Consider the following 26,341-nt stretch of genomic DNA (forward strand, 5'->3'; position numbering starts at 1 on the left):
CGTCTACGTCCTGAACGTGAAGGCAGGCAAGAAGCTGCGCTTCTCCTCCAAGATCGGCACGGCGAACCCCGACGGCAGCTTCAGCATCAGGGCGAGCGGCCCGGAACGGACCCTCTGACCCGTCAGCCGCGGCGCAGCAGCGGGATGATCAGGCCGTCGACCATGCGGTCCACCAGGACGTCGTCCACCTCGTCGTTGGTGGTCATCAGGCGGAGCAGGAAGATCGCCGCGGGGAGGTCGGCGAGCAGGCCCACGTCGACCCCCTCCGGCACCTCGCCGCGCTGCACCGCGCGGGCCAGGATGATGTGCAGCATGGGTTCCTGCTGCTGGGCGATGCGCTCGGCGTACATCCGGGCCATCTCCTCGTCCCGGCGCCCGCCCTCCATCAGCCCGAGCAGGATGCCCCGCGTGTACGGGGTCTGCGCGCTCACCCAGGACCGCAGCAGCGCCCGGATGTCCTGCACCAGCGACCCGGTGTCCGGGTCGACGTGCGGCACCTCGTTGACCTTGAGCGCGTCCAGGATCAGCGCCGCCTTGACCGGCCAGTACTGGTACAGCGTCGCCTTGCTGGCGCGGACCCGCTTGGCGATCAGGTCCATGTTGAAGCGCTCGTAGCCGACCTCGGCGAGCACCGCCAGCGTCGCGCCGAAGATCTCCCGCTGCCGATCGGGGTCGCTCAGCGGGACCTTCCTCGGCCGTGGCACGACGGGTTCCGGCACGCGCGTTCCCTCCCCAGGGGCCTGCGATGGTCGGAGCAGGGTACCCGCCGCCTGCTCGGCGAGGAGCTCCGCCCACTCGGCGCGGCCGTCCGGCGCGCGCAGCGGGCGGTCGGACGCGTGTTCCCGCACTCGACGCCCAGGATCACGGACACCCCAGCGCGCCAAACCGCCGCGCCGCGAACGGCTCGTTCGGGGCGTTGGATTCCCTGAACGGGTCGTTCGGGGCCCTCAGTGCCCTGAACGACTCGTTCAGGGCACTGGCGTTGGCGGGTGCGTGGGGGTTGGGGGTGGTTAAAGACCGCTGGGGTGGGGGTTGGTGGTACTTGAAGACTGGCGAACCCTGGGCGTCACGATGCCCTGAATGAGTCATTGGGGGCGCTGAAGTACCCCAATGACTCATTTGGGGCGTTGGGGGCCCTGAACGGGTCGTTCGGGGCGTTGGGAGCCCTCAACGACCCGTTCAGGGCACAACGTGGGGGTTCACCGGTTTGGGGGCTTCGCGGGGGTGGGTCGTGCGCGTCCGCCGGGCAAAGCGGGGCGGCTGGGCAGAATGCCGCCGTGTCTTTCCCCCGACCCCGGCCCGACCGGCGCACGCTGTTGCTCGGCGCGGGCGCGGGTGCCCTGGGAGCGCTGGCCGCCTGCTCCGCTCCTCAGCGCCCCCCGGCCCCCACCACCGCGACCGAGCCGCTGGACGCGGTCCGCGCCGACGGCCCCCGCCAGGCGGGCATCGCCGATCCGCCCATCGCCCAACGCCACTGCGATCTGTCCATATGGGACACCCAAGGAGACGCACGGCAACTGCTCAAGCGCTGGAGCGAGCTGATCGCCGCGCTGGCGACGGGTGCGGCCCCCGCGCTGGCCGGGCTCGCCCCGAGCGCGCTGACCGTCACGGTCGGCATCGGTCCCCGCCTGGTCGCGGCGGTCGACCCGAAGCTGCCGGGAGCGCAGGACCTGCCGACCTTCGCCAACGAACGGCTGAAGCACCGCGGCGGCGACCTGATGCTCCAGGTCTGCGGGAGCGACCCGCTCGTGGTGTCGCTCGCGGTCGGCGAGCTGAGCAGGGTCGGGGCACTGCGTCCGCGCTGGCGGCAGACGGCTTTCCGCGGCGCGTCGCGGCCGGACGGGGCGGCCCGCAACATGCTCGGCTTCATGGACGGGATCGTGGTCCCGCGCGGTGACCGGGAGCTGGACCGCGAGGTCTGGCTTGACGGTCCGGAAAGAGTTCGCGGGGGCACGATCGCGGTGGTGCGGCGGATGCGGCTGGACGCGAACGCCTTCCTCGCCCTCCCGGTCGCCGAGCAGGAGCGGGTCTTCGGCCGCCGCCGCGATTCGGCGGAGCCGCTCTCCGGCGGTGGCCCGGACGCCGAGGTGGACCTGGGCGCGAAGACCGCGGACGGCCAGTACCGGGTTCCCGCCGACTCGCACGTGCGCCGGGCGCACCCGCTCACCAGCGGCTCGGGGGTCATGCTGCGCCGCTCCTACAGCTTCGACGACGGCCCGGACGACCGCGGCCTGCTCTTCATCTCGTTCCAGCGCGAGCTGCGCACCTTCGTGGCGACGCAGCACCGCCTGGACGAAGGCGACCGACTGATGAGCTTCTCCACCACCACGGCCTCCGGCACCTTCCTGGTGCTGCCCGGTCTCCCCCTCGACCGCTTCTTCTCATAAAAAGAACCGGGGGCGCGATTCGCGCCCCCGGTCCTGGAAAAGCTAGCTAGCTCTCCCGCCTGCACCTCCTAGCGAAGAGCAGCAGCAGACCGCCACCGGCCAGCGAGAGCAGGCCGAGGACCAGCAGCCAGCCCGTGTCCACACCGGTGTCGGCGAGCTTGCCGGTCTTCACCGGCGTGCTCCCCGAACCCGACGGGGAAGTGCCGGGCGGCGGGGTGAGGCCCGCGTCCACCGTCAGCACCTCGCGGTTGGCCGGGCCGACCGCCACCGGCTTGGAGCAGCCCGTGGACTGGTCCGCGTCGGAGTCGGTCGCCGGGTCGCCGACCCAGGGCTTGGTGAACTTGTGCCCGGTCAGCGCCGCGGGCAGCGTGCCCGCCGCGAAGCACACCGTGTAGCTGCCGTCGCGCACCCCGTCGAAGAGGTACTTGCCGTCAGCGTCCGTGGTGACCTTCGCGATCTCCTTGCCTCCTGCGTCCTTCAGCGCCACGGGCACGTCAGGCGCACCGGGCTCGCCCGAGTCCTGAACGCCGTTGCGGTTGCGGTCGACCCACACGGTGTCGCCGATCCGGTTGCCCGGCTCAACGATGCCGATGTCGATGTTCAGGTTCTCCCGCTTGCCCGGCCCCACGGTGACCGGGGCGCACCCGGTCGCGGGGTCGGCGTCGGAGTCCTTCGCCTCGTCACCGGTCGACGGCTTGGTCAGCATGTAGCCGGAGTACTTGGTGGGCAACGACTTCAGGTCGACGCACACCTCGTACTCGCCGTCCGGCACGTCCGTGAAGACGTACTTGCCGTCCGGCCCGGTCTTCACCGTGACCTCCTTGCCGTTCGGGTCGCGCAGCACCACCGGCACGTCCGGGACACCGGGCTCGCCCGGGTCCTGAACGCCGTTGCGGTTGGTGTCGACCCAGACGAAGTCACCGATCTTGTTCGGCGGGGCGACCAGACCGGCGTCCACCGTCAGGTTCTCCCGCTTGCCCGGCCCCACGGTGACCGGCGCACTGCACCCGGTCGCGGAGTCGGCGTCGGAGTCCTTCGCGGTGTCCCCGGCCTTGGACTTGGTCAGGACCATGTCCGCGGAGGTGCCGAAGCAGACCGTGTACGAGCCGTCCGGCACTCCCTCGACGAGGTACTTGCCATCGGGTCCCGTCGTGGTCTTCGCGACCTCGGCGCCCTTGTCGTCCTTCACCGTCACGGTCACTCCGGGAACGCCGGGCTCGCCGTCGTCCTGGAGGCCGTTCTTGTTGGTGTCGTTCCACACCAGGTCACCGATGCGGTTCACCGGAGGCGCGAGACCGGCGTCGACGGTCAGGTCCTCCCGCTTGTCGCCGCCGAGCTTGACCGGCTTGGAGCACCCGGTCGCCGGGTCGGCGTCGGAGTCCGTCGCGGCGTCGCCCGCGGTCGGCTTGGTGAACTGGAGGTCACCGGTGGCGGTGAAGCAGACCGTGAACGTGCCGTCCGGCAACTTGTCGAACGAGTACTTGCCGTCCGGACCCGTAGTGGTCTTGCCGACCTCGGTTCCCTTGTCGTCCTTCACGACCACGGTGACGTTCGGGACGCCGGGCTCGCCCGGGTCCTGGACACCGTTGCGGTTGGTGTCGTTCCACACCAGGTCACCCAGCTTGTTCGGCGGAGTGACCAGACCGGCGTCCAGCGTCAGGTCCTGGCGCTTGCCCGGACCCACGGTGACCGGCGTGGTGCACCCGGTCGCCGAGTCGGCGTCGGAGTCGGTCCCCGCGGCACCCGCCTTGGACTTGGTGAACGCCAAGCCCGCGGTAGCCGTGAAGCAGACCTTGTAGGAGCCGTCCGGCATGCCCTCGAAGAGGTACTTGCCGTTCTTGTCGGTCGTGGTCTTGGCGACCTCGGTGCCGTCCTCCTTTTGCAGCGACACGGAAACACCGGCCACGCCGGGCTCCTCGTCGTTCTGGAGACCGTCCTTGTTCGTGTCGATCCACACCAGGTCACCGATGCGGTTCACCGGAGGCGCGAAGCCCGCGTCGACCGTCAGGTCCTCCCGCTTGCCGGGGCCGAGGGTGACCGGCTCGGTGCACCCGGTCGCCGGGTCGGCGTCCGAGTCCTTGCCCGCGTCGCCCGCGTTGGCCTTCGTCAGCTGGAGATCACCCGTGGCCGCGAAGCAGACCGTGAACGTGCCGTCCGGCAACTTGTCGAACAAGTACTTGCCGTCCGGACCCGTCGTGGTCTTGCCGACCTCGGTTCCCTTGTCGTCCTTCACCGTGACGGTCACACCGGGAACACCCGGCTCGCCCGGATCCTGGACGCCATTGCGGTTGGTGTCGTTCCACACCAGGTCACCCAGCTTGTTGGGCGGGCTCACGATGCCCGCGTCAACAGTCAGGTTCTCCCGCGCACCCGGGCCGACCGTGATCGGCGTGGTGCACCCGGTCACCGGGTCCGCGTCGGAGTCACGGCCGTCGTCACCCGCGTTGGGCGTCGTCGCCGTGGAGCCCGCGTAGTCGGCCGGGAGCGCCTTCAGGTCGAAGCAGACCTTGTAGGAACCGTCCGGCATGCCCTCGAAGAGGTACTTGCCGTCCGAACCCGTGACGTCCCTGCCGACAGCCGTGCCGTCCGGCTTCTGGAGCGTCACGACGATCCCGGGGACACCCGGCTCGCCGTCGTCCTGAAGGCCGTTCTTGTTGGTGTCGCTCCACACCAGGTCACCGATGCGGTTGACCGGCGGGACCAGGCCCGCGTCGACGGTGAGGTTCTCCCGCTTGCCCGGGCCGAGCGTGACCGGCGTCGAGCACCCGGTCGCCGGGTCGGCGTCGGAGTTCATCCCGGCGTCGCCCGCGTTCGGCTTGGTGAACTGGAGATCGCCGGTGACCGCGAAGCACACGGTGAACGTGCCGTCCGGCAGGTTGTCCACGACGTACTTGCCGTCCGGGCCGGTCGTGGTCTTGCCGACCTCGGTTCCCTTGTCGTCCTTGACCGTCACCGGAACGTTCGGCACACCCGGCTCACCCGGGTCCTGCAAACCGTTCCTGTTGGTGTCGTTCCAGACGAGGTCACCGAGCTTGTTCGGCGGACTCACGATGCCCGCGTCCACGGTCAAGTTCTCCCGCGCACCCGGACCGACCGTCACCGGAGTCGTGCACCCCGTCGCCGGATCGGCGTCGGAGTCCTTCGCTTCGTCACCCGCGTTGGCCTTGGTGGCCTGGTAACCCGCGTAGTCACCGGTGAGCGACTTCAGCGCGAAGCAGACCTTGTACGAACCGTCCGGCACGCCCTCGACGAGGTACTTGCCGTCGGGTCCCGTCGTGGCCTTGCCGACCTCGGTCCCGTCCTCCTTCTGCACGGACACCGGCACCCCGGGCACGCCCGGCTCACCGTCGTCCTGGAGGCCGTTCTTGTTGCGGTCCAACCACACCAGGTCACCGACCCGGTTCACCGGAGGCGCGAAACCGGCGTCGACCGTGAGGTCTTCCCGCTTGCCCGCGCCCAGCGGCACGGCCGGAGAGCATCCGGTCGCCGGGTCGATGTTGGAGTCCTTCGCCGCATCACCCGCGTTCGGCTTGGTGACCTGGAGATCACCCGGCGCCGCGAAGCACACCGTGAAGGTGCCGTCCGGCAACTTGTCGAACAGGTACTTGCCGTTGGCGTCCGTGGTCGTCTTGCCGACCTCGGTGCCCTTGTCGTCCTTCACCGTCACGGTCACACCGGGGATGCCGGGCTCGCCCGGGTCCTGGAGGCCGTTCTTGTTGGTGTCGTTCCAGACGAGGTCACCGAGCTTGTTCGGTGGGCTCACGATGCCCGCGTCCACGGTCAGGTTCGACCGCGCGCCCGGACCGACCGTCACCGGCGCGGAGCACCCGGTCGCCGGGTCGGCGTCGGAGTCCTTCGCGTCGTCACCGGCGTTCGCGGTGGTCGGCGTGTATCCGGCGTAGTCGGCCGGAAGCGCGCTCAGCGCGAAGCAGACCTTGTAGGAACCGTCCGGCATACCTTCGAAGAGGTACTTGCCTCCTCCGTCCGTCGTGGTCTTGGAGACCTCCGCACCGTCCGCCTTCTGCAGCGTCACGGAAACGCCCGGAACGCCCTTCTCACCCTCGTCCTGAAGGCCGTTCTTGTTGGTGTCAGCCCACACCAGGTCACCAATGCGGTTCACCGGCGGGGAAAGACCCGCGTCGACGGTCAGGTCCTCGGGCTTGTCGGCGTTGAGCGTCACCGGCGTGGAACACCCAGTGCCCGGATCGGCATTGGAGTCCATCCCCGCGTCACCCGCGGCGGGCTTGGTGAACTGGAGATCACCAGGCGCCGTGAAGCAGACCGTGAACGTGCCGTCCGGCAACTTGTCGAACAGGTACTTGCCGTTGGCGTCCGTGGTCGTCTTGCCGACCTCGGTGCCCTTGTCGTCCTTCACCGTCACCGGAACGTTCGGCACACCCGGCTCACCCGGGTCCTGCAAACCGTTCTTGTTGGTGTCGTTCCAGACGAAGTCACCGAGCCTGTTCGGCGGACGCAGACCCGCGTCCAGTGTCAGGTCCTCACGCTTGTCCGGTCCCAAAGTCGTTGGGGCAGAACACTTCGTCGCAGGATCGGCGTCGGAGTCCTTGCCGTCGTCGCCCGCGTTGGCCTTCGTCAGCTGGTACCCCGCGTACTGTCCGGCGAGCGCGCTGAGGTCGAAGCAGACCTTCACCGGGCCGTCGGGCAGTGGCGTGATGCGGTACTTGCCGTCCGGTCCGGTCGTGGCCGGAGTCCCGAGCGGCGTGCCGTCCGGGCGCTGCGCGGTGACCTTCACCCCGGGCACACCGGGCTCGCCCTCGTCCTGGACGCCGTTGCGGTTGGTGTCGGCCCACACCAGGTCACCGACCGAGTTCGGCGGACTGCCGACCACACCGGCGTCGACGGTGTTGACGACCGAGCCCGCCTTGCCCAGCTCGACCTTGGCGGTACCGGCCGGGTCGACGTCCGAGTCGACGCTGCGGCTCGGCCCGGCCTCCTTCGCGGTCCACGCCAACGAGGAGACGGGTGGTTTGCCCGGCAGGCTGCCGGTGTTCACGCCGGAGTAGTCGAACTTCAGCGTGTAGCAGGTGTTGGGCTTCACCCCGTCCGCTGCGTTGAAGTAGTACTCGCCCTTGGCGTTCGTGGTCTTCGTGGCCAGCGCCGCGCCACCCGCGCAAGGCACCAGCTGCACCTTCACGCCGGGGAGCGCGGGCTCGCCGCCCTCCTGGACGCCGTCGCTGTCGGTGTCGAACCAGACGCGGTTGCCGATCTGCACCGGAGCCAGGTCGCACAGCGCTTCCAGGTCGGCGAGGCCGTTGGACTTGCCGAAGCCCTCGGAGTCGTTGTTGCCGATCTCGTAGCCGTTGCTGTGGTTCGGGTAGTTCTCCATCGTGCCGTTGGTCCGGTCGAACCAGCCGATGCCGCCAGTGTTCACCCGCAGCGGGTCCATCACGACCACGGGCATGCGCTGGTTCTGCAGCAGCAGCGCGGTCGCGCCCTGCGAGGTCTCGCTGTGCGAGACGCGGTTCTCGTTGAGCCGGAAGTACTCACCCGGGTAGTACTCGACCACCGAGGTCGGCTCGTTGCCGCTGACCGCGCCACCGGAGTTGTTGTTCTTGCAGCCGGTGCCGCCCTCCCAGACGTAACCGTTGCCGCTCTTGCAAGCGCGGTTGAGGTCACCACCCGACATGCCGTTGAACAGCTTCGTCGGCTTGGTCGAACCGTCGGGCGCGGACGCCTCGGTTCCCGTCTGGTCACCCCAGCGGTCGCGGAAGGCCAGCACCAGGTCGCCGTCTGCCTCGATGTCGATGTCGGTCAACATCGGCGACGGGTTCGTGGTGTTCGAGACCCCGTCCGCGGCGGCGTTGGTGATGAAGCCGTCGCGCGGCGCCCAGCTGCCCATCCACGGGTACCACTTGTTGCTGCCCGGGTGGCTGGTGTAGGCGGTGCCGCGTTCGAAGGTCAGCGCCTTGGTCAGCACCGTGGCGAACGTGCCGCCCTTGAACGTCTGCACGACGGCCTTCAGGTCGGCCTGCTTGTTGGACGACTGTCCGCTGCAGACACCACCGACGTACACAACGCCGTCGCGCACACCGAGGCCGAACGGCCGCCAGTCTCCGGCAGCCGCACAGCCGGGGTTCGGGATCGCGTAGGACCCCTTGGGGGCGCTCGCAGTCGCTTGGGTGGCGTCGTAGACGTAGAGCTTGCGGTCGCTCAGGTTGACCACGTACAGCTCGGTGTCGTCCTCGGACAGTTCAAGCCCACCAAGGCTCTGTTTGCCCACGACGTCGAAGAACGGGCCGTCGTGATTGGAGTTCATCGCGTGTGTGGTGGAGCCCGCGCTCGGCACCGTGGCGAAGGTCTTGGTCGCCCCGGTCGCCGAGTCGGTCACGTAGATACCACCGGCGCCCGCCGGGCCGTAGGGCGTGAGCCGCTTGGCCATGGCGCTGGAGAACACGCGCTTGGTGTCGCGCTGGTAGGCCAGGCCGAAGACCGTTCCCGTCGTGCCCTGGGTGGACAGCTTCTTCGGGTCGGTCTTGTCGCCGCGCGCGGTCGCCGGGAAGGTGATCAGCGACCTGGCCGCCGCGTCGTTGGCGACGGACCGGATGTTGCGCTGGCAGGCGGTGACCATCGTGGGGTTGGCCTGGCAGTAGTCCGCCGGGTTCCACACACCCATGGTCAGCGAGACGTTCTTGCCGCCGGAGACGTCGACGAACTCCGTCAGGCTGGACAGGTTCCCGCCCGCGGGCGCGGGCTGGAGGTAGGACATGGCGGCGGGGATCTCCGCCTCGACCCGGTACTTGCCGCCGGAGACCGCGCCGAGGTTGACCGCGACGGTGCCGTTGGCCGCCGTGGTGCCCTTGGCCGTGGTGCCGTTCGGGGCGGTGACGGTGACCGGGATCCCGGCGACGCCGACTTCGAGCGCGGCCTCGTAGGAACCATTCCCGTTCACGTCGCGGACGACTCGGACGTTGAGCGTTCCGTCCCCGGCCCCGGCTTGACCCGGTGGCGCGTTCACCAGCCCCACGGCACTACTCGCGACTATGGCGAATACCAGGGCTATCAGTGTCGACCGTTTCACGCGCATCTCCCGGCCTGCTTATCCCGGATACGACAGTCCTTAATGGACGCCACGATTATGCATAGTGAGATCGGTTTCCGCCGGACGTGAAACCACACCTTCAGGCGATTCATTCCCGGCGTTTTCGACACGGAATTGCGAGCGGTTCACCCGGGTTCGCCACCCGGGTCCGCCGCGCGGTTCGGGTGAGCCGGACACGGAGCGTGAAGGGCTCAGGGGGCGCCGGGCGGGACCGTTCCCGAACGGGACGCCGTGCTCGGCATGGAGCCCCTGACGGGTGAGGACGAGGGGGTGGGCGACGTGGTCGGGGGAATCGGGGTGGTGGTGCGCGACGGCAGCGGCGGGCGCCGGATCGGCCCGGTCGAGGTGGTCGGCGAAGGGCTCGGCGACGGGGTCGTGGTGGAGGTGACCGGGGTGCACGGAGCGGATGTCGTGGTCGGCGCGGGGGTGGTGGTGGACGTCGGCGTGGTGGTCGTCGGCCGCCGTGGACCGCTGGTCGCCGGGACGGGACACGGCGGCAGCGGCGCCGGGGGCGCGCTGGTGGTCGTCGGGGCGGGCGCCGGCGCGGGAGCCGCGGGCCGGACGCGCTGCACCAGCGGCGGCAGGTCGGGCAGCGGGGCGATGCCCAGCGAGTACCCCACGGCCAGGCCGAGCACCTTGCTGACGTAGGCGTTGGAGTGGTTGTAGCGGAACACCGCGGTCACGAGCTGATCGGGTTCGCGCAGGTCAAGGCCACCAGAACAGAGGTAGCGGCCCGCGGAGAGCGCGGCGTCGTAGATGTTGTGCGGATCGACGACCCCGTCGGAGTTGCCGTCGACGCCGTAGCGGGCCCAGGTGCCGGGGATGAACTGCATCGGCCCGACCGCGCGGTCCCACACCGGGTCGCCGTCGAGCCTGCCGCCGTCGGTGTCGGCGATCGCCGCCATGCCGGGCCCCCCGGCCAGCACCGGGCCGAGGATCGGGGTCGGGGTGGTGCCGTGCGCGTCGACGCGGCCCCGCGCGTGGTTGGACTCGACCTTGCCGATGCCCGCCAGGTAGGACCAGTGCAGCCCACATTTGGGCATGGTCTTGGCGAGCGCGCGGTCGGCGCGGAGGTAGGCGTCGAGCACCGGGCCGGGGATGCCGTACCCGATGTCCCTGGCCGGGTCGTAGGGCGCGTCCTCCCAGAGCGCGGTGGCGGTCGCGGTCTCGGTCAGGTCGGGGCCGGTCCGCAGCGCGTCGACGAGCTGCTGGCTGACATCGTCCGAGTCCGGCGTGCTGAGGTCACGGAGCGTGCCGAGCAACGCGTACGCCTCGGAAACCGGGCGCGACGGCTCGGGGGCCTGGTGCGACCGCGCGGAACCGAATGCCAATGGCACGAGGAGCGCGGTAATCGTCACCGAGAGCGCGACGCGAACCCTCTTTCGGCCAGTCCTGTCCAGATGGAGTGCACACAGAGCCACAGCCACCCTTTCGCTAGACCCAACCACGCCAGCATTCATGGCGGCGATGTATTTGTCGCGGCGAATCCCCGAAAAGGGGAATCAGGGAAAGAGGGCTAGCCGCTCAGCGGCGGAAGGACGATGATCGGCGCCCCGCCCGGCACCAGGTCGACGACCGCGGGTTCCTGGCCCTCGCCCATCCGCGCCTGCACCCGGTGCAGCCTGCCGTCACCGTCCACCCAGTACTTCAGCCGCGACTCGCCGCCCGACGTCCTCGGCCCCTCGAAGACGTCCACCCGCTTGCCGCGGACGTCCTCCGAGCCCGTCCAGCGCGCCGTGCTCTGCTGGAGCAGCTGGGCGTTCTCCGGCCGGTCGGAGCCGAGGTTGAGCAGCAGCCGCAGCACACCGTCGAGTTCGGACCCGCTGGTCTGCATCGGCCGCAGCTGCCAGCCTTCGAGCGGGGGCGGGTCGATGGGCGCGGCGGAGCGCTTGCCGTTGAACGCCACCTTGCCCAGGCTCCACTGGAGCAGCCCGGCGGAGGCGTCGTCATCGCGGCCCTCGGTGCGCAGCGTGGCGTAGCCGACGTGCTCGGCGACGTCCACCCGCCCGTCCAGCACCAGGGCACCGCCGGGCGTCGGCACCCGGGCCCGCAGGCCGAGGACCTTCGACTCGTAGGCGGTGTAGCGGATCATCGCCAGCCGCTCGGCCTCCACAGTGGACAGTGGGCGGGGCTCGGCGGCGCACCCCGCGAGGAGCGCCGCGGCCACGACGAGAACCAGGGCGCCGCGCCTCATGGCCGCACCCCCGCGCGGTCGAGGAACAGGTTCAGCGGGGGAACGCCGTAGCTCGCGAGGTCGCCCGGACCGGCCCTCAGCACGGGCGGGTCGGCCATGTTGGGCTGGCTCAGTGGCCGGGCCACGGCGCGGAAGGCCATCCCGCGCGGCGCCGACATGCGCGGCATCGGCGCCCCGGCACCTTCGAAGCACTCGGCGGGCTCCGGGCGGATCGTGGTCAGCGTGTTCTCCCGCACGCAGTTGCCCCGCCCCTTCGCCCGCTCGGTCGCGGCGTAGACGAAGTCGAAACCGTTGTCCTCCATGACGTTCCCGGTGACCGTGTTGTCGATCGGCGGCAGGTCCTCCGACGAGGAGAGCACGATCCCGGCGGCAGGGTTGCCGACGACGCGGTTGTGCGCGACGCGGTTGCGGGTGCCGCCTGCGATGCCGATGCCCAGCCCGAACCCGCCGTCCGCCTGCGCCGGGCTCGCCGACTCCGCGTTGTAGCCGACCAGGTTGCCCATGATCACGGCGTCCTCTTGCGGCACAAGGGCTTCCAGGTAGTCCGAATTGGACGTCAGTCCGACCCGGTTGCCGACGAAGCGGTTGCCCAGCACGTACATCCCGCCGGAGGCGTTGGTGCCCTCGTAGCCGACAGCGTTGCGCTCGGCCACGTTCTCGCGCACCACGATGTCGCAGGGCTTGCACTGCCCCACGTAGATCCCGGAGTCCGCGCTGCCGGAGGCGTAACTCTGCTCGATCACTCCCGCGCGCGAGTTGAACGCGTAGATCCCGTACAGTGCGTTGTTGCTCGCGGTGACGTGCGAGATGTGGAAACCGTTGAGCGGCGGGAACTTCGCGGTGTCCAGGCGGGTGTAACCGGTGCTGCCGCGCGCCACCCCGCCCGCCTCGTCCGACATGCCGGTGACCAGCACGCCGTTGAGGGTGTGGTCCCGCACGGTGAGGTTCTGCACGGTCACCCCGGGCGCGGTCACCACCACGCCGTTGGCCCTGCGCACCTCGCCGTCGATGACCACCTCGTTGCGGTCGGTGCCGCGCAGGGTGACCCTCGGCGTGCGGATCAGCACGCTCTCCCGGTAGATCCCCGGGGAGACGAGCACCAGGCCGCCCTCGCGCACGGCGGTGACGGCCTGGGAGATCGTGGGAGCGTCGGCGGGGACCCGCACGAGGGCGGCGGTGGCGGAGGGCGCGCTGGACGCGGTGGCACATCCGGTGGCCACCAGCATCAGCGCGGCCCCCACCAGGGCTCGCAGGGAGGGAGCAGGCTGCACAGCGTCGGGAGCTTAGGCGCACTCCCCGCCCCCCACCTCCCGGAACACCGCTTCGAGCACACCCCCCACTCGTTCGAGCGACCCCACCGCCGTTATGCCCTGAACGGGTCGTTCAGGGAATCTAACGCCCCAAACGCGGCATTGGTGAGGGGGCGACGTGGAGGGTCAGGCGGAGGGCACGGAGTTGGTGCGGACGATGTCGGCGAACAGGCGTGCGGAGTCCTTGAGGGTGCGCTTCTGCGTCTCGAAGTCCACGTGCACCAGGCCGAAGCGCTGGCGGTAGCCGAAGGCCCACTCGAAGTTGTCCAGCAACGACCACGCCAGGTAGCCCCGCACGTTCGCACCCGCGGCCACGGCCGAGTGCACGGCGCGCAGGTGCTCGACGAGGTACGTGCGGCGGCCGGTGTCGTGGACGCGCCCCTCCGACGTCACCACGTCGTCGAAGGCCGAGCCGTTCTCGGTCACCAGCAGCGGCAGTCCCGGAGCCTGTTCGCTCAGCCACACCAACAGGTCCCGCAACGCGGCGGGCTCCTGCTCCCACCCGATCCCGGTCAGCGCCCCCCGGGGCGGCAGCATCTCGACGCCGCGCAGCCCGGGCAGGTGGCTCTCCGGAACGTACTCCGGCGACGCCGGAGCCACGCGCGTCGGGCTGTAGTAGTTCACGCCCAGCCAGTCCAGCGGCGCGGAGATGGCCTCCAGGTCGCCCTTCTGGATCACCGCGTCCAGTGCGCCGAGGTGCGCGATGTCGGCGAGCACGTCCGCCGGGTACTCGCCGCGCACCACCGGATCGAGGAAGATCCGGTTCTGCAGGCCGTCAGCCTTGCGCTGCGCCTCGCGGTGGGCTTCGTCGTCGTGGTCGATGCGCACCGGGGAGAAGTTGAGCACCAAGGAGAACTTGTGGTCGGCGGGCGCCTGCGCGCGCATCGCCTGGGTCGCGAGCCCGTGCCCGAGCAGCAGGTGGTGCAGTGCTCGCAGCGCCTGGACCGGGTCTGTCTCGCCCGGCGCGTGCACACCGCTGAAGTAGCCGAGGTAGGCGGAGCAGAACGGCTCGTTCAGCGTGGTCCATTCGGCGACGCGATCACCGAGGTGGGAGTGCACAACCGCCGCGTAGTCGGCGAATCGCGAAGCCGTGTCGCGGACCGTCCAACCACCGTTGTCCTGCAAGGCTTGTGGCAGGTCCCAGTGGTAGAGCGTGGGTAGCGGCTGGATGCCTGCCTCGAGCAGCGCGTCCACGAGCCGGTCGTAGAAGGCGAGCCCCGCGCGGTTGATCGCGCTGGAGCCGGTGGGCTGCACCCGCGGCCACGCGATGGAGAACCGGTACGCGGGCAGGCCGAGCTCGCGCATCAGCGCGATGTCCTCGGGGTAGCGGTGGTAGTGGTCGCACGCGACGTCGCCGGTGTCCCCGCCGAGCACCTTCCCCGGAGTCGCCGCGAAGGTGTCCCAGATGGACGGTCCCCGACCGTCCACTGTGGACGCGCCTTCGATCTGGTAGGACGAGGTCGCGCTCCCCCAGAGGAAACCGGTGGGGAAACGCAGTTCCGACGTCTCCACCCGGACCGGATCGGTCGTGGTCATGGTGATCCCCTCATCCCTTTACCGCACCCTGCATGATCCCGCCGACCACCTGCCGCGCGAGCAGGAGGAACAGTGCGATGACCGGCAGCACCCCGATCGAGGTGCCCGCCAGCATCAGCGCGTAGTCGGTGAAGTGGCCGCTGGCCAACGTGGACACCGCGACCTGGACGGTCGGGCTGTCGTTGGGGTCCAGCACGATCAGCGGCCAGAAGAAGTCGTTCCACGCGGTCATGAACGTCAGCATCGCCAGCACCGCGGCCTGTGGCCGGATCGCTGGCAGGCCGACGTGCCAGAACGTGCTGAGCACCGAGCAGCCGTCCATCCGGGCCGCCTCGACCAGCTCCGGCGGCACGGCCTCCTCGCACGCCTGGCGCATCAGGAAGACCCCGAGCGCGCTGACCAGTGCCGGGAAGATCACCGCCTGGAGCTGCCCGTACCAGTCGAGCTCGGCCATCATCAGGTACAGCGGGATGACCCCGAGCTGCGTCGGAACCATCGCCGTGCCAACGACAACGAGGAAGAGCGTGTTGCGACCGCGAAAACGCAGACGCGCGAAAGCGAAGCCCGCCAACGAGGAGAGCAGCACGTTGGACACCGTCACCGAGCCCGCCACGATCAACGAGTTCTGCACCGCCGCCCAGAAGTCCACCGTGTCGAAGACCCTGGCGATGTTGGCGAACAGGTTGCCGCCGGGCACCAGCGGCGGCGTGGCCTCGCCGAGCGCCGAGTTGTCCTTGCTGGCGACGACGAAGGACCAGTAGAGCGGGAACACCGAGGCGAGCAGGATCGCGGCGAGCCCGCCGTAGACGAACACCCCGGGGCGCCTCACGAGTCACGCACCGAACGCCGGGTGACCATGAAGTTGGCCAGCGCGAACACCAGCACGACCACGAACAGCATCCACGCGATGGCCGAGGCGTATCCGGCGTCGAACACCCGGAAACCCTTCTCGTACAAGTACATCGTCAACGTCTGGTACTGCCGGTCGCTGCCGCCGACGCCAGCAGTCCCCTTCGGGTCGAACAACGCGGGCTCGACGAACAGCTGGAGCCCGGCGATGGTGGAGACGACCACGGTGTAGAGGATCGTCGGCCGGATGCTCGGCACGGTGATCGACCAGAACGCCCGCCAGCGCGAGGCCCCGTCCAGCTCCGCCGCCTCGTACTGCTCACGCGGGACCGACTGCATGGCCGCGAGGTAGAGCAGCGCGTTGTAGCCGGTCCACCGCCACATCACCATGGCGCTCACCGCGACGTGCGAGGAGAAAACCCCGGCCTGCCAGTCGATCCGGTCGACGCCGACGAGCCCGAGCAGCCAGTTCACCATGCCGAAGTCGCGGTCGAAGATCTGGGTGAACACCAGCGCGACCGCGACCACGGACACCACGTTCGGCAGGAGAATTCCCGCGCGCCACAAGGTCTTCGCCTTCAGGCTCCGGTCCAGCAGCGCCGCCAGGCCGAGCGCCGCGAGCAGCTGCGGCACCGTTGAGATCAGGAACAGGCTGACGGTGTTGAACAACGCGTTGTAGAACAACGGGTCCGCCAACAGCGCCGCGTAGTTGTCGAACCCGACGAAGCCCTGGTTGCCGTCCGCGAGCTGCCAGTCGTGCAGCGACACCCACGCGGTGTAGAGCAACGGGAACAACCCGAACACGCCGAACACCAGGAAGAACGGTGCGATCAGCAGGTACGGCGTGATTCGGATGTCCCAGCGGGAAAACATCACTTCAACTCAGCGCGGGACTGGGTCAGCGCCTGGGTGAGCGCGTCCTGCGGTTGCTGCTTGCCCTGCTCGACGCGGAGCAGGGCCTCCTGGAACTTGGGCCGCACCAAGGAGTCCTGGGTGCCGCGGTAGTTCGGCTTCAGGCTCTCGGCGGAGGCGGCGAAGATCTGGCCGACCGGCGCGCCGGAGAAGTACTCGTTGGTCTTGCCCTGCACGGCGGGGTCCCGCAGCACCGACGGCTGGCTGGGCAGGTTGCCGGTCTTGTCGAAGATCTTCTTCTGCTGCTCGGGCGCGGTGAGCCACTTGGCGACCTCGGCCGCTTCCTTGATGTTCTTGCCCTGCTTGGGAACCATCAGGAACGAGCCGCCCCAGTTGCCGCCGTCGCCGGGCACCGAGGCCACGTCCCACTTGCCCTTGGCGCCCTCGCCCGCGCCCTCGGCGATCTGCGCGAGCGCCCACGCCGGGCACACCTCGGTGGCGAAGCCGCCCTGCTTGAGCCCGACGGTCCACTGTTGGCTGAACGGCTTCACACCGGAGGTCCGGCCCTTGGCGGCCAGGCCCGCCGAGAGGTCGAAGGCCGCGCGCACCTTGGGATTGGTGTCGGCGACGAACGAGTCGTCGGCCTTGGCGAAGAAACCCTCACCGGCCTGGTTGATCATGGCGAGGAAGATCTGCTCGGCGGCGCTGACGAACTTGACGTCCGGCTTCTTCTCGGCGAAGCGATCCGCGGTCCTGGCGTAGTCCTCCCAAGTCGGCCAGAGCTTGCTCACCTCGGCGCGCTCGGTCGGCAGCCCGGCCTGCTGGAAGAGGTCCTTGCGGTAGCAGACCGCGAGGCTGCCCACGTCGGTGCCGACACCGAGCACGTAGGAACCGTTGTCGGTGACGCCCTGGTTCCACTTCCAGTCCAGCCACTGCCCGGCGAGGTCCTTCGCGCCGTGCTCGGCCAGGTTGACGAACTTGTCCTTGGAGGTGCGGAACTTCGGCAGCCAGCCCTCCTCGACCGCGACCACGTCCGCGGCGCCCTTGCCCCCGGCGAGCTGCGTCGCCAGCTGCGAGTGGTGCGCGTCGAACTCCAGCTTGCGGTTCTCCAGCTTGACCCCGGGATGCGCCTTCTCGTACTCGGCGAAGAGGTCCTCGTAGCCGAAGTCGGCGAAGGTGGCGATGGTGATCCTCGTCTGCCCCGAACCGGATCCCCCGCCGCACGCGGCGAGCCCCGTGCCCACCAGCGCCGCCGCGCACGCGGCCACCGCCACCCTTACCGTCCTGTTGCGCATCCCGTCCTCCTCGACGTGCTCCGCGATCTCGGTCGCCGCCCACTGACACCGGTGCGAGAGCGCTCTCACGATGCAGTGGTCCGCGTCACCCGTCAAGAGGCAACAGCAACTGAATCCGTTTCGCTACCCGCGGCGCATCCGGAAGTCGTAGCGCGCGGGCACCGGCTCCCCCGGACACGCCCGCGCCCACAGCCGATCCAGGCTGACCTCGCCTTCTCGCAGGTCAGGCACCTCGATCCCGGCTTTCAGCAGCGAAGCGGCCTCCTCGCCAGCCACAGGCGTCCGCGCTCGCGATGCCCACGCGGTCCGCCGGAGTTCGAGGGATCGCTCGTAGCGCTGTCGTGCTTCGGTCGTGGATCCCGCCCGCCTCGCCCAGTGGTGTCACCAGGAGTTCCAACCGCCCGCGCCGCAGCACTACTTCACCGCGCCAACGGTCAGCCCTTCGATGATGCGTCTGCCCAGCCACACGTAGACCGCGAGCATCGGCAGCACGAGAATGCACACGCCCGCGAGCAGGGCACCGTAGTCGGAGCCGGAGTACTGCTGCGTCTGGAGGAAACCGAGCAGTGACAACGACAACGTCTGCTTCTCGCTGTCCTGGATGAACACCAGTGCGATGAACGTCTCGTTCCACAGGCCGATCAGGTTGAGCAGCAATGCCGTCACCAAACCGTTGCGCGCCAACGGCAGCACGATCTGGACGAAGGTTCTGATGGGTCCGGCGCCGTCGATCTCCGCCGCTTCCTCGACCTCCTCCGGCAGCGATCCGAAGAACCCGGTCAGCAGGAACACGGTGAACGGCAACGACAACGCGACGTAGAGGACGAACAACCCGGACAGGCTGTTCACCAACCCGGCGTCCTGCATGAGCACGAACAGCGGGATCACGATGACCTGCACCGGAATCCCGATGCCCAACGCGAAGAACACCGCCATGGCACCGGAAAGCCTCGTACGACTCTTCGCCAACGCGTACGCCGCAGGCGCCGACACCACCACGACGACAACCGAAGCAGCCACGACAAGCACCACGGTGTTCAGCGCCGCGCGCCCGAAGTTGCTCTCCGACCACGCGCGCACGAAGTTCTCGATCTGCCCGAACGTCTCCAGTCCCCAGGGCGTGTCGAAGATCGCCGTGTGCTCGCGCAACGCGGACACACCCATCCACCCGAGCACCCCGAGGTTGAACACCACGAGCGCCCACACCGCGCCGATCCCGAACCGCCGCATCAGAAGGCCACCGCCTCGCGACGGAGGAGCCTGCGCAGGAGCACCACGAGCACGGTGATCACCGCGAGGGTGACCACGGCCGAGGCGGACGCGTAGCCGAACTGGTACTGCGGCGTCCGCCCGCCGAAGGTCGCCCCGTACACGAACAGCGCGCTGTTCCACACGGTCACCGTCGGCATGTCGTTGGTGTTGCCGCCGAACGCGTAGATGAACTCGAAGATCTTCAGCGAGGAGATCGTCCAGATCACCGCCGCCGTGGCCACCACGTCCCACGACAGCGGCAACGTGACGTGCCGGAACCGTTGCCACGCAGTGGCTCCCGCCAGCGCGCAGTCCTCGTAGAGGTCCGGCGGAATGCGATCGACACCCGCCATGATCACCGTGGTGTAGAAGCCGGTGTTCACCCAGATCAACCCGATCATGATCACGCCGAACAGGTGGTCGCCGAGCCAGTTCACCCCGGTGCCACCGGTCAGCGCGGCCCACGCGGAGTTCACCAGGCCCTCCGGCGTGCGGAACAGGAAGCCCCACAGCACCGACAGCACCAGCGGCGAGATGATGTACGGGAAGAACAGCACCGCCCGCACGAACCGCTTGCCGCGCATGTCCCGCAGCACCATCGTCAGCCCGAAGCTCACCGCGAACGTGGCCGCGCCGACGACCACGAGGATCAGCAGGGTGTTCCCGAACGCCGCGAGGAACGTGTCGTCGCTGAACAGGATCTCGTAGTTCTGCAGGCCCCGGGGCTCCATCTCGCCGACGCCGTCCCACTTGTGGAAGCTGATCCACAGCGACGCGAGCGCCGGGCCGATGAAGAACGCCAGGTAGATCACGAGCGCGGGCAACAGGAACGGCCAGAACGTCCTGCGGCGCCGCCGGGCCAGCGCGCCGCCGCCCGCCACGGCCTTGCGGGGCCGGACGACCGGGATCGCCGTGACGGCCACTAGCGGTGCTTCTTCCAGTAGTTGGCCTGCCGCTCGGCCAGCTGCGCCAGGAAACCGTCCACTTCGGACTTCCCCTTCACCAGCAGGTCGTTGGCGGGGTAGAACACCTCGTCGACGTAGCCGGGGTAGTCCGCCTCGAGCCCGTCCAGCGGGCGCGAGATCGGCAGCTCCGCGGTGGCCTTGGCCAGCCCGGCCAGCTCCGGCGGCGCGGGCAGGGCCGGGTTCGGCGTGAGGTTCTTCGCCTCGGTCGCGATCCGGCCGAGGTGCTGGTCCTTCATGAAGTACGCGATGAACCGCTCGGCGGCCCCGGGGTTCTTGGCGCGCTTGGGAATGGTGAACCCGAGCGAGCCGACCGGGACGCTCTGCCGAGCGCCGGGCAGCGGCAGGAACTGGTAGCTGATGCCCGACTTGGCCTTGGCCCCGGTCTCACTCGGCGCCCAGCTGCCCATCAGCAGGAAGTCGGCCTGCCCCTGCGCCCACTTCTCTTGCACCGCAGGCCATTTGCTGCCGTCGAAGCCCGGGGCGAAGTAGCCCTGTCGTGACAGGTCACGCACCGACGCGAGCACCGCGCGCACCTCGGGGGTGTCCCACGCCTTGCCCGTCGGGTCCTTCGCCAGCTCGGAAACCCGGCCCGGACCGAGCGCGTTCTGCAACGCTCCGATCGTCCAATAGGCGTTGTAGTAAGGGATATCGCCGTCCAGCGCGATCGGGCTGCGGCCCTCGGACTTGCTCTTCGCCAGCAAGGCGGTGAAGTCCTGCCACGTCTTCGGCGGGCTCGCCGCGACCCCCGCGTGCGCCGCGCTGTCGAACCACAGGCCGTGGCCGATCACCTCGTACGGCACCAGGAACGGCTTGCCGTCCTTCTTGAGCGTGCCGAGGTACTTGTCCGAGACGACCTGCGAGACCAACTTGGCGCTGCCCGGAACCTCGGCCGCGAAAACGCCGCTGAGGTCGCGGAACGCGTCGGCCTGGACGAGCGTGGCGCGGATCGGGTTCTCCTCCTGGTCCACCAGATCCGGCACGTCACCGCCGCGCAGCGCCGGGGTGACCTTCTTCAGCACCTCGCGGCCCTGCCACTGCACGCTGACCTTGACGCCGGTCTCGGCCTCGAAGGCGCGCACCGCGTCGGCCAGCACCTTGGCCTGCGGCTCGCTCTCCTTCCACATCGACCAGTACGTGAGGCCCCCACCTCCTGAGGAACCGCCGCCGCACCCGGCGACGGTCAGCGCCAGCGCGCTGGTCACCAGGGCCGCGAGAAGGCGGCGCGGGGATGTCGAAGCACGCAGGGCCATCGTCGCTCCCGGAGGTTGACTGCGCGGAAGGCTGCGCAATTTCGCTCATATTCGCGGCGAACCACGCACTAGTCAACACCCTTCGAGGCCACTTCGAGCAGCTTCGATCACTCAGACGCGGATGACCTCGATGCCCCGCTCCTCGAACCGCCGCACGTCCTCCATGGCCGCGCCCACGTCGGTGACCAGCACGTTCAGTTCCTCCACCGCGCAGATCCTGGCGAAGGCGCGCGCCCCGATCTTCGAGGAGTCGGCCACCACCACGACCTTGCGCGCCCGCTCCGCGAGCAACCTGTTGATGCTGGCCTCGCCCTCGTGGTGGGCGGCGGCGCCGGACACCGGGTCGATCCCGTCCACGCCGAGGAAGGTCACGTCGACGGTCAGCTCGTCGAGGATCAACGTGGCGAGCGGGCCGATCAGCTCGTAGGACTGCGGCCGCGCCACCCCGCCGGTCACCACGAGCTTGACCTGCGGTCGCACGGCCAGCTCGTTGGCGATGTTGAGCGCGTTGGTGACCACGGTCAGCGCCGTCTCGGAGCCCGTCTCGTGCAGATCGGGGCGCGTGGCGAGCGCGCGGGCCACCTCGGTCGCGGTCGTGCCGCCGTTGAGCCCGACCACCGAGCCGCGCGTGGCCAGCCCCGCCGCGCGCGCACCGATGCGCTGCTTCTCGTCGGCGTGCCGCACGGACTTGTAGCGCAGCGGCAGGTCGTAGGACACCGCGTGCGCGACGGCACCACCCCGCGTCCTGGTCAGTAGCTGCTGTCCGGCCAGGTGGTCCAGGTCGCGGCGGATGGTGGCGGCGGAGGCGGACAGCTCCTCCGCGATCTCATCGACCTCGATCCGCCCGCGCTCGGCGAGGAGTTCGAGCAGGGCGTTCAGCCGCTCATACCGGTTCACGCGGGACATGATCGCGCATTCCGCTCTCGACGGTAGTCGCCCGGTCGTGCACTATGGTGCTTGAATAGACCGACTTTCGCGCACTAATGCGCATACCGCCCGGAGGCCGCACGTGGTGGAGCAGCCCTTCGTCGTGTCCGAGATCGCCAGCCAGCCCGACTGCTGGCGCCGCGCCGCCCAGCTGTTCACCGGGGACCTGCCCGCGCGCACCGAGCGGGTCGCGGTCGTGGGCTGCGGCACCTCGTGGTTCATCGCCCAGGCGTACGCGGTCCTGCGCGAGACGGCCGGGCACGGGCTCACCGACGCGTTCGCGGCTTCGGAGTTCCCGGCCGGCCGCGACTACGACCGCGTCGTGGCGATCACCAGGTCCGGCACCACCACCGAGGTGCTCGACCTGCTCGCCCGCGTGACGACCCCGACGGTGGCGATCACCGCGGACCCGGCGACCCCGGTGATGAAACTGGCCGATTCCGTTGTGGTGCTGGACTTCGCCGACGAGCGCTCGGTGGTGCAGACCCGGTTCGCCACCACGGCGCTGGCCCTGTTGCGCGCCAGCCTTGGCGAGTCGCTGGAGTCCGCCGTCGTCGATGCCGAACGCGCGCTGGAGTTCCCGCTGCCCGCGGAGCTGGTGCAGGCGGAGCAGTTCACCTTCCTCGGCCGCGGCTGGACCTGCGGCCTCGCCCAGGAGGCCGGGCTGAAGATGCGCGAGGCCGCGTGCGCGTGGACCGAGGCGTACCCGGCGATGGAGTACCGGCACGGCCCGATCAGCATCACCGGGCCGAAGCGCGTCGCGTGGATGCTCGGCGAACCACCCGCCGGGCTGGCCGACGACGTCGCCGCGACGGGCGGGCTGTTCCTGACCTCCGACGGCGACCCGATGGCCGAGCTGATCAAGATCCAGCGGCTGGCCGTCGCGCTCGCCCAGGCCCAGGGGCTGGACCCGGACAACCCGCGCCACCTGACCCGCTCGGTCATCCTGGGCCAGAAGGCGGCGAGCTGAGATGCCGCTCTCGCCGACCGGTCCCATCGTCGAGCCCGCGGCCCGCGCCGGACGCGGAGTCGGCGCGTTCAACGTCATCCAGCTCGAACACGCCGAGGCGCTGATCACCGGCGCCGAACGCGCCCGCGCTCCGGTGATCCTCCAGATCAGCCAGAACTGCGTGCGCTACCACGGCGCGCTGGAGCCCATCGGTGCGGCGACGCTCGCCCTGGCGCGACGGGCGAGCGTGCCGGTCGCGGTGCACCTGGACCACGCCGAGGAGCTGGCGCTGGTGCGGGAGGCGGTCGCGCTCGGTTTCTCCAGCGTCATGTTCGACGCCTCCGCGCTCGACTACCGGGACAACGTGGCCGCGACCGCCGAGGTGGCGAGTTTCTGCCACGAGCACGGCGTGTTCGTGGAGGCCGAGCTGGGTGAGGTCGGCGGCAAGGACGGCGTGCACGCCCCCGGCGCGCGCACCGATCCCGACGAAGCGCGCTCGTTCGTCGAGGCGACCGGCGTGGACGCGCTCGCCGTCGCGGTCGGCAGCTCGCACGCGATGCTCACCAGGGACGCGGCGCTGGACTTCGAGCTGATCTCGCGATTACGCGACGCCGTTCCCGTTCCCCTTGTGCTGCACGGGTCTTCCGGCGTTCCGGAGAAGGACCTCACCACGGCGGTCGAGCACGGCATGACGAAGGTCAACATCGCCACCCACCTGAACAAGGCGTTCACCGCGGCGGTCCGGGCCCACCTGTCGGCCAATCCCTCCACTGTGGACACACGGAAGTACTTCGCCGCGGGCCGGGAAGCTGTCGCCGCAGAGACGGAGAAGCTGCTGGGCGTGCTCGGCGCGGCTCCGTGATCCTCACGGTCACTCTCAACGCGGCGCTGGACATCACCTACACCGTCCCGTCGCTGGTCCCCGGCGCTGCTCACCGGGTGCTCGGTGTCTCGCAGCGCGCGGGCGGCAAGGGGATCAACGTCGCCAGGGTGCTGCACGCACTCGGCCATCCAGTGCTGGCAACGGGTTTGGCCGGTGGCGCGGTGCTCGACGGCCTCGCGGTCCCGCACTCCTTCAGCCCGATCAGCAACGAGTCGCGGCGTACCGTCACGGTGGTGGGCGACGGCGAGGCGACCCTGTTCAACGAACCAGGTCCGGAGGTGAGCGCGGCGGAGTGGCAGGCGTTCGTCGACCACTTCCGCTCCCTTGCCCGCGAGGCAACCGTGGTCGTCCTCTCGGGAAGCATGCCTCCGGGTGTTCCTCCGGACGGCTACGCCCATCTCGTGTCCATTGTGGACTGCAAGACGATCGTGGACACGTCGGGCGTAGCGCTGGAGCACGCCATCGCCGCTCGGCCCGACGTGGTCAAGCCGAACGCGGACGAACTCCGCGAGGCGACAGGGCACAGTTCACCTCAGGCTGGCGCCTCCGCACTGCTGCGCGGCGGTGCGCGAGCCGTGGTCGCCTCGCTCGGCCCTGAGGGACTTCTGGCCGTGACGGAGCACGAGTCGTGGCGACTCGCCCCACCCGGCGCGCTTGCCGGAAACCCAACGGGTGCAGGTGATGCGTGCGTCGCCGGGATCGCCGCCGGGCTGCACACCGCAGCGGCTTGGCCCGCGATCCTGCGGGAGGCTGTCGCCCTTTCGGCCGCCGCTGTGCTCCATCCGGTGGCGGGCGGCTTTGACGTCAATGCCTACGAGCAGCTTCGCGCAAGCCTGCCTCTCGCGAGGAAAGCGCTGTAGCAGCCGAAAATATTTACCGATTCCGCCCAACAGCCCCTGGCGATCACGGCAGCACGTGTGCAAATCTGCTCGAAAGACGCTCATTCCGCTCATCTTCACTCAGGAGTTGCGATGGAACAGCACGGGGTGTCCAGGCGGTCGATGCTCGGCGGGACCGCCGCGGGGCTCGGCCTGGCAGCCTTGGGAACCGCGGAGGCCACGGCAGACTCGTGGCCGAAACCGCAGGGGCGCAGCATGATCGGCGTTCCGTTCGAGCCGAGGCAGACCGTGCGGATCGGCATCATCGGCCTGGGCAACCGCGGCGCGGGCATGCTCCCGCTGTTCCTCGCGGTACCCGGCGTCAAGATCACCGCTGTCTGCGACACTCGCCCCGAGACCGTCGAGAGCGCCGTCAAGGTCGTGCGCGCCGCCGGTCAGCCCGACCCCGCGCGCTACGGCAAGTCCGACCGCGACTACGAGAACCTGTTGCGCCGCGATGACGTCGACTTCGTCTACGTGGCCACGCCGTGGGAGTGGCACGTGCCCATGGCCATCTCGTCGATGCGCAACGGCAAGCACGTAGGTGTCGAATGTCCGCTCGCCGTCACGATTTCCGAGCTGTGGGAGCTCGTCGATACCTCCGAACGGACGCGGATGCACTGCATCCAGCTGGAGAACTGCTGCTACGGCCAGAACGAGCTGCGCGTGCTGCGGATGGCCAACGCGGGTTTGTTCGGCGAGCTGCTGCACGGCGCTGGCGCCTACATCCACGATCTGCGCGATCTCCTGTTCTCCGACACCTACTACGCCAACGAGTGGCGGCGTGCCTGGCACACCAAGCTGAACGCCGACCACTACCCCACGCACGGCCTCGGCCCGATCGCCGCCTACATGGGCATCAACCGCGGCGACCGGATGGTGCGGATCACTTCGATGGCGACGGCGGCCCTGGGTCTCGCCGACTACCGCAAGTCCCACGAGGACCCCGCCGACCCGTCGTGGCGCGAGCGCTACGTCAAGGGCGACACCACGATGAGCATGATCCAGACCGAGAAGGGCAGGCTCATCCGCCTTCAGCACAACGTGTCCAACCCGTACCCCTACAGCCGCCTCAACCAGCTCGCCGGTACCAAGGGCGTCTTCGAGGACTATCCCGCGCGCGTCTACCTGGAGCCCAAGTCCAGCGGCCACAAGTGGGGTTCCTTCAACGACTACAAGTCCTATGACCACTGGCTGTGGAAGGACATCGGCCCGGGTCCCGGTGGGCACGGCGGCATGGACTACCTGATGCTGTACCGCACCATCCAGACCATCCGCCTCGGTCTGGTCCCCGACGTCGACGTCTACGACTCGGCCGCGTGGAGCGCCCCCGTAGCGTTGAGCGGGGAGTCCTTGAAGCGCAACGGAATGCCCATGCCGTTCCCCGACTTCACGCGCGGCCGCTGGCGCGAGCCCCGACCGGGCCTGGACTCCCCCAAGCCCTGATGTCCTGCGTGGGGTCGGCTTGACCTGAGGCCCCTCGCGCGTGCCGAGGGCCTGCCGGGCGGGCACGGGAGGAACCCGGCCCTCGCACGCGAGCGTATGGCACGCGCACCCCAGATAAAGCCTCCGATCCGTTGCGCCCTTACCTTCCAGCCCATACCGGGACGTCCGTCCACTGTGGACGTCCCGGGTTATAACATCAGTGGGCAATCCACCCTGATGTTCCGCAACGGCACCTGATCAGGATCGATCCATTTCGGCGGGATGAAGCTCGGTATCCCGTGCTCGAAGATGATCACCCACTCCTGTGCG

19 protein-coding genes are annotated in these 26,341 nt (G+C 69.4%); 5 read left to right on the forward strand and 14 right to left on the reverse strand.

Features of this window, described 5'->3' with window-relative positions; genetic code table 11:
• Positions 1 to 122 precede the first annotated feature (122 nt).
• The gene (locus tag NLX83_RS38750) at positions 123 to 848 is read right to left on the reverse strand and encodes a TetR/AcrR family transcriptional regulator (protein WP_254240275.1); all 726 of its coding nucleotides are present in this window, start codon (positions 846 to 848) and stop codon (positions 123 to 125) included.
• Between the two features lie 429 nt (positions 849 to 1,277).
• On the opposite strand from NLX83_RS38750, the gene NLX83_RS38755 reads away from it, so the two are divergent.
• Positions 1,278 to 2,387, forward strand: coding sequence for a Dyp-type peroxidase (locus tag NLX83_RS38755; RefSeq protein WP_254240276.1), 1,110 nt, complete (start codon positions 1,278 to 1,280; stop codon positions 2,385 to 2,387).
• A 46-nt stretch (positions 2,388 to 2,433) separates the two neighbouring features.
• On the opposite strand, the gene NLX83_RS38760 is transcribed toward NLX83_RS38755, so the two are convergent.
• The 13 genes from NLX83_RS38760 to NLX83_RS38820 form a co-directional block, all read right to left on the reverse strand.
• Complete coding sequence (locus NLX83_RS38760; RefSeq protein WP_254240277.1) at positions 2,434 to 9,363, reverse strand: SdrD B-like domain-containing protein; 6,930 nt, start codon at positions 9,361 to 9,363, stop codon at positions 2,434 to 2,436.
• A gap of 275 nt (positions 9,364 to 9,638) precedes the next feature.
• Entirely contained in the window at positions 9,639 to 10,784 is a 1,146-nt protein-coding gene (locus NLX83_RS38765; protein ID WP_254240278.1) for a lytic transglycosylase domain-containing protein, read from the reverse strand.
• 179 nt (positions 10,785 to 10,963) lie between these two features.
• Positions 10,964 to 11,641, reverse strand: coding sequence for a hypothetical protein (locus NLX83_RS38770; RefSeq protein WP_254240279.1), 678 nt, complete (start codon positions 11,639 to 11,641; stop codon positions 10,964 to 10,966).
• The gene (locus NLX83_RS38775; RefSeq protein ID WP_254240280.1) at positions 11,638 to 12,912 is read right to left on the reverse strand and encodes a right-handed parallel beta-helix repeat-containing protein; all 1,275 of its coding nucleotides are present in this window, start codon (positions 12,910 to 12,912) and stop codon (positions 11,638 to 11,640) included. The genes NLX83_RS38770 and NLX83_RS38775 overlap by 4 nt, the downstream gene beginning before the upstream one ends.
• A 165-nt stretch (positions 12,913 to 13,077) precedes the next feature.
• Positions 13,078 to 14,487, reverse strand: coding sequence for a GH1 family beta-glucosidase (locus NLX83_RS38780; RefSeq protein WP_254240281.1), 1,410 nt, complete (start codon positions 14,485 to 14,487; stop codon positions 13,078 to 13,080).
• A 10-nt stretch (positions 14,488 to 14,497) separates the two neighbouring features.
• Complete coding sequence (locus NLX83_RS38785) at positions 14,498 to 15,316, reverse strand: carbohydrate ABC transporter permease (RefSeq protein WP_254240282.1); 819 nt, start codon at positions 15,314 to 15,316, stop codon at positions 14,498 to 14,500.
• Complete coding sequence (locus NLX83_RS38790) at positions 15,313 to 16,209, reverse strand: carbohydrate ABC transporter permease (protein ID WP_254240283.1); 897 nt, start codon at positions 16,207 to 16,209, stop codon at positions 15,313 to 15,315. Before NLX83_RS38790 ends, NLX83_RS38785 begins: the two co-directional genes overlap by 4 nt.
• Entirely contained in the window at positions 16,209 to 17,483 is a 1,275-nt protein-coding gene (locus NLX83_RS38795) for an extracellular solute-binding protein (protein WP_254240292.1), read from the reverse strand. The genes NLX83_RS38790 and NLX83_RS38795 overlap by 1 nt, the downstream gene beginning before the upstream one ends.
• 123 nt (positions 17,484 to 17,606) lie before the next feature.
• Positions 17,607 to 17,759, reverse strand: coding sequence for a hypothetical protein (locus NLX83_RS38800; RefSeq protein WP_254240284.1), 153 nt, complete (start codon positions 17,757 to 17,759; stop codon positions 17,607 to 17,609).
• A gap of 138 nt (positions 17,760 to 17,897) precedes the next feature.
• On the reverse strand, positions 17,898 to 18,713 hold the full coding sequence (locus NLX83_RS38805) for a carbohydrate ABC transporter permease (protein ID WP_254240285.1): 816 nt from the start codon (positions 18,711 to 18,713) through the stop codon (positions 17,898 to 17,900).
• Positions 18,713 to 19,657, reverse strand: a complete 945-nt coding sequence (locus NLX83_RS38810; protein WP_254240286.1) for a carbohydrate ABC transporter permease — start codon at positions 19,655 to 19,657, stop codon at positions 18,713 to 18,715. Before NLX83_RS38810 ends, NLX83_RS38805 begins: the two co-directional genes overlap by 1 nt.
• Positions 19,657 to 20,949 (reverse strand): ABC transporter substrate-binding protein, encoded by a 1,293-nt coding sequence (locus NLX83_RS38815; RefSeq protein ID WP_254240287.1) that lies wholly within the window; start codon positions 20,947 to 20,949, stop codon positions 19,657 to 19,659. The genes NLX83_RS38810 and NLX83_RS38815 overlap by 1 nt, the downstream gene beginning before the upstream one ends.
• A gap of 111 nt (positions 20,950 to 21,060) precedes the next feature.
• The gene (locus NLX83_RS38820) at positions 21,061 to 21,846 is read right to left on the reverse strand and encodes a DeoR/GlpR family DNA-binding transcription regulator (protein WP_254240288.1); all 786 of its coding nucleotides are present in this window, start codon (positions 21,844 to 21,846) and stop codon (positions 21,061 to 21,063) included.
• A gap of 115 nt (positions 21,847 to 21,961) precedes the next feature.
• Here NLX83_RS38820 and NLX83_RS38825 point away from each other — a divergent pair, with 115 nt between their 5' ends.
• The 4 genes from NLX83_RS38825 (at position 21,962) to NLX83_RS38840 (ending at position 26,032) form a co-directional block, all read left to right on the forward strand.
• A complete protein-coding gene (locus NLX83_RS38825; RefSeq protein ID WP_254240293.1) occupies positions 21,962 to 22,846 on the forward strand; it encodes an SIS domain-containing protein in 885 nt (294 codons plus the stop codon).
• Position 22,847: 1 nt separating this feature from the next.
• Positions 22,848 to 23,687, forward strand: coding sequence for a class II fructose-bisphosphate aldolase (locus NLX83_RS38830; protein ID WP_254240289.1), 840 nt, complete (start codon positions 22,848 to 22,850; stop codon positions 23,685 to 23,687).
• Positions 23,684 to 24,568, forward strand: coding sequence for a 1-phosphofructokinase family hexose kinase (locus NLX83_RS38835; RefSeq protein ID WP_254240290.1), 885 nt, complete (start codon positions 23,684 to 23,686; stop codon positions 24,566 to 24,568). Before NLX83_RS38830 ends, NLX83_RS38835 begins: the two co-directional genes overlap by 4 nt.
• Positions 24,569 to 24,679: 111 nt before the next feature.
• Positions 24,680 to 26,032: a Gfo/Idh/MocA family protein gene (locus NLX83_RS38840; RefSeq protein WP_254240291.1), complete on the forward strand. Its 1,353-nt coding sequence runs from the start codon at positions 24,680 to 24,682 to the stop codon at positions 26,030 to 26,032.
• Positions 26,033 to 26,341 lie beyond the last annotated feature (309 nt).

This window comes from Allokutzneria sp. A3M-2-11 16 (genome assembly GCF_024213555.1).
GTDB lineage: Bacteria > Actinomycetota > Actinomycetes > Mycobacteriales > Pseudonocardiaceae > Allokutzneria.